The sequence below is a fragment of the Bacillus sp. EE-W1 genome, from assembly GCF_009760835.1.
Taxonomy (GTDB): Bacteria; Bacillota; Bacilli; order Bacillales; family Bacillaceae_G; genus Bacillus_A; species Bacillus_A wiedmannii.
The window spans coordinates 230,801-241,079 of record NZ_WIPE01000069.1; the positions used below are offsets into that span (position 1 = coordinate 230,801).

Sequence of the window (10,279 nt, forward strand, 5' to 3'; positions counted from 1 at the left end):
GTTCCACATTCTTTACGCACTCCAATGCGATGGACGGGACAACACTTTCGGTAATTTCGTATGTTTATCCCCTTTCGCTGCATTAATTTGAACTTGCGTCAGAAAAATACTATTTGTGAAATCCGCCCCGCGAATATCTGCATCTCGTAAATCTGCTCCGATAAGATCTGCTCCTCTTAAGTTTGCTCCATTTAAGTTAGCCGCAATTAAGTATGCCCCTCTTAAATTCGCTCCTTGCAAATCTTTCTTTTTCAAATTTGCCCCCATAAGATCTGCTCCGCGGTGACTAATTCGTTTCTTACGCGCAGCATTCATTTCCTTCCAAACTAGCTCACTCGTTTCTAAAAGTAACACATTTACTTCCGCACGGTGTAATGGAATATTTACTTTCATTAACTCGTCCGCATTTAAATTTGATAAGCGCTCTGTCTCTCCAATTGCTTTACTTAGTTCTTTATGAATCGATTGTGTCGCCTTCAAAAGAATAGCCTCATTCAAATACCACAGTATTTCATGAAGCTGATGCATAACTGGAAAAGCATCGTACATTTTTCTCGCATGCTTAGCATCTTTCCGCCAATCAATCCCGTTAAACGTAACTTGCGAAATCTTCTGCCCAGCCCCGAAACACTCAAACACTGTACAACCTTTATAACCTTTTCCTCTAAGATTTTTATGTATGCTACATTTAAAATCTGTTTGTAAGTTAGAACATGGTGTCCCGCCATCTTTATTCACCGCAAAATCTACCGATGCTGCGAACGGTAACGCCACGCAACATAAACCGAAGCATTTTTCGCAGTTTGCTTTTAAATGATCGTTATGATTAGTCAAAATATATACCCCCTGTTGTCTTTTGACTATTTCATAATATTCCAACCTTATTAAATAATCAATTTAAAAATAAATGAGCTTCTTTCATTTCAAATCATAACTTTATCATTCGATTTCCTTTCAATTGAAAAAGACAGCTTCTATCTAATGAATTATAATTAAATTATAAATATTCAAACTAAAAGGAGACTTACTATGGCACTCGAAATGAAAACAAACTGTCAAATTTGCGATCAATCTCTCGAATCAAATTCCGAAGCCTACATTTGCGTGTATGAATGTACATTTTGTGCACCGTGTACAGAAGAAAGACACAACGTTTGCCCAAACTGCGGCGGCGAATTAGTACGTAGACCGAAAAAGAAACAATAAAAAGCAAAGCGATATCGCTTTGCTTTTTTACTGTTTTTGGGATATATAGAAATTCTACCAATCACAAATTAAACGTTCAAAAACTTCACACAAACAGGCTCTGGTACAATAACATCAGATTGTAACAATGTTAACTCACCTGTCGTTTCATTTCTTGAAAATAGCACAAGGTTATGTGACTTTTCATTTGTAGCAAGAAGAAACTTTTCAGTCGGATCTAATACAAAGTCCCTCGGCCAATTTCCTTCTGTAAATGTATGTGCAACAAATGTAAGCTGGCCTGAATTTTGATCCACACTGAAAACAGCAATACTATTATGACCGCGATTCGCCGCATACACAAAACGGCCGTCAGAAGAAATATGAATAGCACTTCCTTGACTATTGTCATCAAATTCTTTTGGAACGGTAGAAATATACTGCAACTCTGTAAAGGACCCTTCTTCCGGATTATATGATAATGCAATAACTTCCGAGCTAAGTTCAGTCATGACATAAGCATGCTTTCCGTTCGGGTGAAAAGCAATATGTCTCGGACCACTTCCTGGGTTTACAGACAAGCTATTCACTTCCTTTAACTTACTATCTTTTATTTCATACGTAATGATTTTATCAATTCCTAAATCAACGCCTACCACATATTTTTCATCAGGAGTATATCCCGCGTAATGCGCATGTGGTTTTTCTTGTCTTTCTTTATTTGGACCAGAACCTTCATTTGCCATAATCGATGTAACAGGATTTACAGTTCCATCTTCTTCATTAACTACGAAAGACTCAATTGTTCCTTTATGGTAATTTGCTGTAACTACCGTACCGTTTTCACTATCCACACTAATATGACAAGGAGAAGCCCCTTCTACTACTTGTCTGTTTTGTTCCGTTAGCTCTCCTGTATAACTGTTAATCGAATAAGCAGCTACACCACCAGCTTCGCCTTCCTTAACAACAGAATAGATATATTGATTATTTTTGCTAATCGTTACATATGTAGGGTTATCCAGCTTAGCCGCAAGCGTTACATTACTAACTTTTTGTGCTTCTGTATTTAAAGTAAAAGTATATATCCCTTCACTATTTTCTTTCGTGTACGTTCCAACATATCCAATAAACTCTTTGTTATCCGTCATTTTCATAACCCTCTCCCTATAGTTTTTGTTCATCATACTTCTTACCAAGTTCATAAAACTATTTTTGATTGAAAGAATATCCTAAAAAATCGGAGTACCTCTTTATAAGTTACCATATTTTTCTGCCAAATAACCTCTAAACCCATTTTTTCTGAAAAGCTGCTATACTTTCATATTCTTCTTCCAAGTGACGGGCCAAACGAATATAGATCGGTATTAATTCTTTATATTTCTCCACACTTTCCATGTTTGGCTCATGATAAAAATTGGCACCTACCATATTAGAAACTACATGTAATGTATTTATTTCACCTAAACTATATAAACCAAGGATAGCTGCTCCTAGACAAGAGCTTTCGAAACTTTCAGGAACATATACATCTTGATGAAAAATATCTGCCATCATCTGTCTCCAAAGTTCCGATCTTGCAAAGCCACCTGTCGCTTGAATTTTTTTCGGTTCGCCAATTAGTTCTTTTAAAGCAAGGAGAACTGTATACAAGTTATAAATGATTCCCTCTAAAACAGCACGGATAAGATGCTCTTTCTTATGATGTAGTCCAAGCCCAAAGAAAGACCCCCGCGCATTCGCATTCCATAAAGGGGCTCTTTCTCCTGCTAAATACGGATGAAATAATAAACCATCAGATCCAGGATTAACTTTTGCTGCTATTTCAGTAAGCAATTCATAAGGATCTTTTCCTAAGCGCTTCCCATGCTCAACTTCTAACGCACATAATTGGTCACGAACCCACCTAAAAATCATACCACCATTATTCACCGGTCCACCAATTACCCAAAGGTCCTCAGTTAACGCATAACAAAAAGTCCTACCCTTCGGATCCGTTACAGGATGATTTGTGACAACTCGCACTGCACCGCTCGTACCAATTGTAATAGCAACTACTCCAGGTTCTATTGCATTCACACCTAAATTCGATAGTACTCCATCACTCGCTCCTATTATAAAAGGAGTAGTAACAAGTACATTCATCTCTCTTGCAAATTCTTCATCTAATCCTATTAAAGTGTGCGTCGTTGGAACGAGTTTAGAAAGCTTTCCCTCCGAAATTCCTGCAACACGAAGAGCTTCTTCATCCCATTTTAAAGATTTCAAATTGAACATTCCTGTTGCTGATGCTATAGAATAATCAATTACATATTCCTTAAATAACTTATAGAAAACATATTCTTTAATAGAAATGAATTTATAGCTTTTTGCAAATAAATCAGCATGTTCATTTTTAAGCCAAACTAATTTCGAAAGTGGTGACATAGGATGGGTTGGTGTTCCAGTACGAAGGTAAATTTCATGACCATTCATATCATTCTTTATTTTTTCTGCCCAACTTGCGCTTCTATTATCTGCCCAAGTAATGCATCTCGTTAACGGCTTCCCTGCTTCGTCTACAACAATGACACTATGCATTGCCGAACTAAAAGAAACACAAAGAATATCAACTGGCTGTACATTACTTGATTGTATAGTCTCTTTAATCGTATGTATGACTGCTTGAAAAATCTCTTCTGGATCTTGTTCTGCTATTTCTGGTGTGGGCGAATATAAAGGATATTCAATCCCATGGCTTGCAATAACAGATCCATCGATCGAAAACAAAACTGCTTTTGTACTAGTTGTCCCAATATCTACACCAATCATATATTTCGAACTCACTATGTAACCCCTTTCAAATCATTCCTATAACAAAAGAGCACCATGGTGTCTACAAAAAGACGCTCCCTTATGAGAGCTACGTTTTCATAAACTTCACTCTCATAAGGGGATCCTTTTTATAACCATTGTGCTGTTTTGAAAATGCATGGTGTCTTTTCATATCGCTGCTTTTACGTAATAAGGTACCAAACTCGAGATTTATTTTAAAGGATGAAGTTACATAGAGATTGGTCCTCTCATGAAAAAGCAATTTGTGTAAACTTTACTTCCTTATAACTTAGGCGCCTTCGCCCAATCCGCAGCAAACTTCTCAATACCTTGGTCTGTTAATGGGTGCATAGCAAGTTGTTCAATTACTTTATAAGGAATTGTTGCAATGTGAGCACCTGCCATTGCTACACGAGTGACATGGTCTGGATGTCTAACAGAAGCCGCAATAATTTGTGTATCTAATTGATGAATATCGAACAATTCAGCTATTTTAGCAACTAATAGTACGCCATCTTCAGAAATATCATCTAGGCGACCTAAAAATGGTGAAACATACGTTGCACCTGCTCTAGCAGCTAAAAGGGCTTGGTTCACAGTGAAAATAAGTGTAACGTTCGTTTTCACACCTTTTTCAGTAAGGTAGCGACAAGCTTCTAATCCTGCTAGCGTCATCGGAAGTTTTATCGTGATGTTTTTATCGCCACCGTTAATTTTAATCAGTTCTTCTGCTTGAGAGATCATTTCTTCAGCTTCTACAACATCTGGAGTTACTTCTGCCGAAACAGATTCAACTTTAGGCACTGCCTGACAAATTTCTGCAATACGGTCTTCAAACTTAATGCCCTCTTTCGCTACTAAAGAAGGATTCGTTGTAACGCCGGCTAAAACTCCAAGTTTATATGCTTTTTTTATGTCCTCAAGATTTGCAGTATCAATAAAAAACTTCATAATTCATTCCCTCCATTTTTTTAACATTAACGAGTTATACTTTTAAAATGTTTATTTCTTTTCTACTGCATGTCCGCCAAACTCATTACGCAGTGCTGCTACAACTTTCCCTGTAAACGTATCATTGTCTAATGAGCGGTAGCGCATTAATAGAGACATTGCGATAACAGGAGTTGCTGTTTGAAGGTCTAATGCTGTTTCTACTGTCCATTTTCCTTCACCAGAAGAATGCATAACGCCCTTAATTTCATCCAGTTTTGCATCTTTAGAAAATGCGTTTTCAGTCAATTCCATTAACCATGAACGAATGACTGAACCGTTGTTCCATACTCTTGATACTTTTTCATAATCGTAATCAAATTCACTCTTCTCTAAAACCTCAAATCCTTCACCAATAGCAGCCATCATTCCGTATTCAATTCCGTTATGAATCATTTTTAAGAAGTGACCGCTACCAGCTTTTCCTGCATACAAGAATCCATTTTCTACAGCTGTATCATGGAAGATAGGTTCAACGATGTCCCAAGCTTCTTGATCTCCTCCGATCATGTAACAAGCTCCATTACGCGCGCCTTCCATTCCGCCAGAAGTTCCTGCATCCATAAAGTGAATGCCATCTTTCTTTAGTTGCTCATATCGGCGAATTGACTCTTTATAATGTGAATTACCAGCTTCAATTAAAATATCTCCTTTTGATAGCAATGGTGTAACTTCATCAATAACAGAATCAACGACAGCGTGTGGTACCATAACCCAAAGAATTCTTGGTGATTGTAATGATTGAACGAGTTCACTTAAGCTAGATACACCTGTAGCACCATACTCTTTCATTTCTTCCACTGCACTCGTATTTAAATCAAATGCTGCTACTTCATGTTTATGATCCATTAAATTCTTCCCTAAATTTAATCCCATTTTACCTAAACCAATTAATCCTACTCTCATAATATAATTCCTCCTTGAATTACCTTTCATCATAAATACATGTTAATAAAATGATGAATATCTTTTTGTCATATTGTTTTACATATAAAGAAACGTATGAAATACCTTCATGTAAGAATGTACTTATTTTTTCACTTCCTCATCTAACCACCATTTAAACTCACTTTCTTGTAATAGAGCATTTGCAGCATCTGGACCATACGAACCCGACTTATATTCATGAAGTGGTAACAAGTTTTCTTCGAATGCTTCAAGTATTGGCTGCACCCATTCCCATGACAATTCAACTTCTCTCCAGTGTGCAAAGAATGTAGAATCTCCACATACAGCATCATAGATAAGCCTTTCATAAGCTTCAGGTATTCCCACTCCTGTTTGCTCACAAGTAAAATGAATACGGATCGGTTCAAGCTCTCCATTGTTCAATGGATTTTTACTATTTAATTGGAGTGAAACATTTTCATTTGGGCTAATTTCAATGATTAACAAATTAGGCGCTGCATTTGGATTACTATCTTGATACTGCTGTTTTAATGTATTTTTAAACTCAATTACAATACGAGTAGACTTTTCTTTCATTCTTTTTCCTGTTCGTATGTAAAAAGGAACATCAGTCCAAAATGGGTTATCAATCCATAAGCGAGCCGCAACAAATGTATCTGTTTGAGAAGAAGGATTTACTCCTGGCTCCTCTCTATACGCCACAACTTGTTGTCCTTTTATCTCCCCTGAAGCATATTGTCCGCGAATGATATGGTTCTGAACGTCTTCTTTTTTCACTTTACGAAGAGTCTCCATCACTTTTCGTTTTTCCTCACGAATTTCACATGCATTAATCTTTTCCGGCAGATTCATAGCAGTCATCATTAATATTTGCAGCATATGATTTTGAACCATATCGCGAATGGCTCCTGCATGATCATAATATGCTGCCCTTTCTTCTACCCCAACCGTTTCACTAGCTGTTATTTGTACATTCGCTATATGTTCTTTATTCCAAATCGATTGAAGAACAGGATTTGCAAATTCAAGTGCTTCAATATTTTGAACCATCGGTTTACCTAAATAATGATCAATACGGTATATTTCGTCTTCTTCAAACGTTCGACTAAGCTTATCATTCAGCCCTCGGGCAGATGTAAGATCATGACCAAACGGTTTCTCAATCATTAGACGCTTCCATCCATCTGTTTTATCAAGTCCACTTTCTTTAATATTTAAAGCAATGGTCTCAAAGAAGTCAGGAGTAACTGAAAGGTAGAACATTCTATTCCCTTGTATATTTTGTTCTTCTTCCCTTTCATGAACTACTTGTAATAACCTTTTATAATCTTCTGGCTTATTCACATCTAACGGACAATAACGAAAATACTCTAAAAAATCTTCTATTTTCGGAGTACCTTCTTCTCTGCGACGAGAAAAAGTTTCTATGGATTCTTTTACTCTTTTTTGAAAATCTAAATGAGATACTTCACGTCTTCCAAGCCCGATAACAGATATTGGCTTTGGAAGCTTTTGATCTCTATATAAGTTATATAGCGCGGGGTAAATTTTCCTTTTCGCTAAATCCCCTGTCGCTCCAAATAAAACAAAGGTCATCGATTCCAATTTCAGTCCTCCTCGTGATGTATAGTCATTGCCAATATAGTAAGAATGCATTGTACAGAAGCTACTATTATTGTTGATCCAATCTTACTTCTTAACTTCTAATTTTTTATATTTGTCGCTTTCTAATTGTCCCCAATATTAATAGTGGCAATTCAAAGCATTTTCCCCACATCCTACTTACCCAATTATACTTACATAAAATAACTAGATTATAAAAAGTAATTAAGTTATTTTATGTCTATCATATTAACTACATAGATTATTATCGTCAAGGAAAGTGTCTTGAATTGAAGATTTTTCATTTCGTAACATCTTATTAAAAATATGTTCATGAACTGAATAATAAAAAGGAAAAACCGAACATATTATTGTTCGGTTTTTCCTTTTTATTATTGCTTTAAATGATTTTTAACTGCCCTTATAACTAATTCATGATCTTCTTCTGGTGGTAACCCTGAAACCGTTATCATTCCAATAACTCCTACATCTTTTATTTGCACAGGAACGCAACCACCAAACGCAGCATAATCCGACCTATCTAAAAGATACTTTTCATTATATGGAACACCCGTTATTTCACTTTGTATTTGCATATAATACGAGCTATGATTGTGCAAAGAAACAACTCGTTTTTTACGCTCAATCCATTTCGTATTTTCCTCAGTTGTCCCCGTCATCTTGAAATGAAATAGTTGCACACCATTTTTCGTTATATCAACAGCAATCAATTTCCCTTCTTTCCTCGCTGTTTCAACGATAAATAAACCTATTTGCAGTGCATCTTCATTTGTAAAAGAGGAAAATTGAAGTGTTTCCTCCTCTATTAAAATTTGTTTACTTATTTCATTCAAATTTGAAGTGCTCATATGTTTATCCCCCTTACTCACTTTATGCCACATTGCTATTTTTAAAATTATGCGACCCTACCGTACGGACTTTCCATATAACTAATAACGTAAAGCTTATTCTTTTCTTCTTGGTGCTATTATGAATTATATTTAACGCACTAAAAATGTATGTCCTCTAGCGCTAAACATTTCGTATAGAAGTTTTCTTCCAGCTACTACTTACAAGCATAAAAAAACCAGTTGCTTAAGCAACTGGTTCACTAAAAATTTTATCTAGGATATTCATTCAACCAAAGGAATGCTTGTTCATAATCATCGAAAAATTTTACATATTTTTTTGTATTAGATTGTTGTAAATAATTCATTATCTCCCCTTCTTCAAGGAGAAAAGCAATTGCCTTACTGTGATTCAAAATCGTTTCATTGAAAAACTTATCTTTCCATACTTTTTGAACAGAAAAATGATCTGGCGTGTACCCTTTTCTATCTACCAGCAATTTGTATTTCCGTCCCTCGGAAATGAATTGCTGACAAACTTGCTCGAAGCGATTAAACCATTCATAAACATCATCTGTTTTAATCTTGCCTATAAGACGAGTAACAATTATATCTCCGGAAACCGTTGTACTAATATTCAGTTTATTCAATCTAAAATCATCTCCCTTAGTTACAATTATGCGTGAATCCCTCATAAAATCAATAAGATCAAACTGTAACGCATTAAAAAGGGACAGACTCTCCAAACGGAGAAGTCTGTCCCAAAATCGTTCTATTTTGCATTAGAACTAACAATCGTGAATTAGAATAATGATTTAATACTTGCTAAAACAGTAAGTACACCTACAATAATAACAAATACGTTACTCATTTTCCCTTTGTATTTAGCCAGTACTGGTACTTTATTGATTGCATACATCGGTAATAGACATAAGATAGCAGCAACTAATGGACCGCTTAGAGAATCAATAAGTCCAAGAATACTTGGATTTGTATAAGCAACAAACCAGCATGATAATACAACAAAAGTAAGGACGATTGTTTTAATTGTTTTTTCTTCAATAACTTTTCCACGTGATTTACCGAACTTAATAATCATGTCACGCATTACTTCAAATGCTCCGATATAATGGCCAAGGAAAGATTTTGTAATAGCCACAAAAGCAATGATTGGAGCTGCAATCGTAATTACAGGTGAATTAAGCTCATTAGCAAGATATGAAAGGATTGATAAGTTTTGCTCTTTTGCCATTTTTAAATCCTCTGGAGTCAAGCTTAATGTACTACTCCAAACGAAGAACATAACTACAGCGAATGTCATGATATAACAAACTTTTTGTATTTGCGCACATTTAGCATCAGTAGCTTCTATTCCATACGTAGCTCTCTGTTTTACAACAAATGATGAAATCATAGGTGAATGATTAAATGAGAATACGATGATTGGTAGAATCAACAGTATCGTTCCAAAATATCCTGTTCCTGTTGAAGCAGTAGAAACAGCTGAAAAGCTAAGCATTGACGTATTCCACTGTGGAATTAAAGATATTGCGATAAAAAGTAGAGAAGCTATGAAAGGATACACTAGCATACTCATGATTTTTACAGTAATATCTTGACCAAAATTCAGTATAGCGATAAGACCAAGAACTAATACAAGTGATAAAATAGCCCTTGGAGGCTCTGGCATGTGCAATTGATGCACGATAAAACTACTTGCAGTATTTGTAAGCGCAACCGAATACATTAGCACGATTGTATAAATTGAACCGAAATATACGATGTTAAAAATGATACTTGCTTTATTTCCGAAATACTCTCTAATTGTACCTGTGATCCCCTCATCAGCAGAATTAGAAGCGTATATCATTTTAGCAAGTGCCCTATGTGAGTAATACATAACTGGATATGCAAGCAATGTAATTAGTAGT

Annotated in this window: 10 protein-coding genes; 1 reads left to right on the top strand and 9 read right to left on the bottom strand. The window is 35.8% G+C overall.

Annotation, left to right across the window (positions count from 1 at the left end; translation table 11 throughout):
- Nucleotides 1-12: 12 nt before the first annotated feature.
- Nucleotides 13-834, bottom strand: a complete 822-nt coding sequence (locus tag GFJ36_RS17785) for a pentapeptide repeat-containing protein (RefSeq protein WP_060487779.1) — start codon at nucleotides 832-834, stop codon at nucleotides 13-15.
- Nucleotides 835-1,029: 195 nt separating this feature from the next.
- On the opposite strand from GFJ36_RS17785, the gene GFJ36_RS17790 reads away from it, so the two are divergent.
- Nucleotides 1,030-1,206, top strand: a complete 177-nt coding sequence (locus tag GFJ36_RS17790; protein ID WP_060487780.1) for a DUF1272 domain-containing protein — start codon at nucleotides 1,030-1,032, stop codon at nucleotides 1,204-1,206.
- 68 nt (nucleotides 1,207-1,274) lie between these two features.
- Here GFJ36_RS17790 and GFJ36_RS17795 read toward each other — a convergent pair whose 3' ends face one another.
- From GFJ36_RS17795 to GFJ36_RS17830, 8 genes are all read right to left on the bottom strand, one after another.
- Nucleotides 1,275-2,336: a lactonase family protein gene (locus GFJ36_RS17795; RefSeq protein ID WP_141542798.1), complete on the bottom strand. Its 1,062-nt coding sequence runs from the start codon at nucleotides 2,334-2,336 to the stop codon at nucleotides 1,275-1,277.
- A 136-nt stretch (nucleotides 2,337-2,472) separates the two neighbouring features.
- Complete coding sequence (gntK, locus tag GFJ36_RS17800) at nucleotides 2,473-4,014, bottom strand: gluconokinase (protein WP_087984124.1); 1,542 nt, start codon at nucleotides 4,012-4,014, stop codon at nucleotides 2,473-2,475.
- Nucleotides 4,015-4,281: 267 nt separating this feature from the next.
- Nucleotides 4,282-4,950, bottom strand: coding sequence for a fructose-6-phosphate aldolase (gene fsa / locus GFJ36_RS17805; protein ID WP_087984123.1), 669 nt, complete (start codon nucleotides 4,948-4,950; stop codon nucleotides 4,282-4,284).
- A 51-nt stretch (nucleotides 4,951-5,001) separates the two neighbouring features.
- Complete coding sequence (gnd, locus tag GFJ36_RS17810; protein ID WP_087984122.1) at nucleotides 5,002-5,895, bottom strand: phosphogluconate dehydrogenase (NAD(+)-dependent, decarboxylating); 894 nt, start codon at nucleotides 5,893-5,895, stop codon at nucleotides 5,002-5,004.
- A gap of 123 nt (nucleotides 5,896-6,018) precedes the next feature.
- Nucleotides 6,019-7,503 carry a glucose-6-phosphate dehydrogenase gene (gene zwf, locus GFJ36_RS17815; protein WP_087984121.1) on the bottom strand — a complete coding sequence of 495 codons (1,485 nt, stop codon included), beginning with the start codon at nucleotides 7,501-7,503 and terminating at the stop codon, nucleotides 6,019-6,021.
- A gap of 389 nt (nucleotides 7,504-7,892) precedes the next feature.
- The gene (locus tag GFJ36_RS17820; protein WP_176546154.1) at nucleotides 7,893-8,402 is read right to left on the bottom strand and encodes a heme-degrading domain-containing protein; all 510 of its coding nucleotides are present in this window, start codon (nucleotides 8,400-8,402) and stop codon (nucleotides 7,893-7,895) included.
- A 218-nt stretch (nucleotides 8,403-8,620) separates the two neighbouring features.
- Complete coding sequence (locus GFJ36_RS17825) at nucleotides 8,621-9,043, bottom strand: STAS/SEC14 domain-containing protein (protein WP_097889868.1); 423 nt, start codon at nucleotides 9,041-9,043, stop codon at nucleotides 8,621-8,623.
- 107 nt (nucleotides 9,044-9,150) lie between these two features.
- On the bottom strand, nucleotides 9,151-10,279 hold a 1,129-nt coding region (locus GFJ36_RS17830), incomplete at its 5' end, for an aromatic amino acid transport family protein (protein ID WP_242016018.1).

What these genes read in the sequence shown, in the direction of transcription:
- GFJ36_RS17790 (WP_060487780.1), top strand. Translation starts at nt 1,030, where the DNA reads ATGGCACTCGAAATGAAAACAAACTGTCAAATTTGCGATCAATCTCTC.
- GFJ36_RS17795 (WP_141542798.1), bottom strand. Translation starts at nt 2,336, where the DNA reads ATGACGGATAACAAAGAGTTTATTGGATATGTTGGAACGTACACGAAA.
- fsa (WP_087984123.1), bottom strand. Translation starts at nt 4,950, where the DNA reads ATGAAGTTTTTTATTGATACTGCAAATCTTGAGGACATAAAAAAAGCA.
- gnd (WP_087984122.1), bottom strand. Translation starts at nt 5,895, where the DNA reads ATGAGAGTAGGATTAATTGGTTTAGGTAAAATGGGATTAAATTTAGGG.
- GFJ36_RS17820 (WP_176546154.1), bottom strand. Translation starts at nt 8,402, where the DNA reads ATGTGGCATAAAGTGAGTAAGGGGGATAAACATATGAGCACTTCAAAT.
- GFJ36_RS17825 (WP_097889868.1), bottom strand. Translation starts at nt 9,043, where the DNA reads ATGAGGGATTCACGCATAATTGTAACTAAGGGAGATGATTTTAGATTG.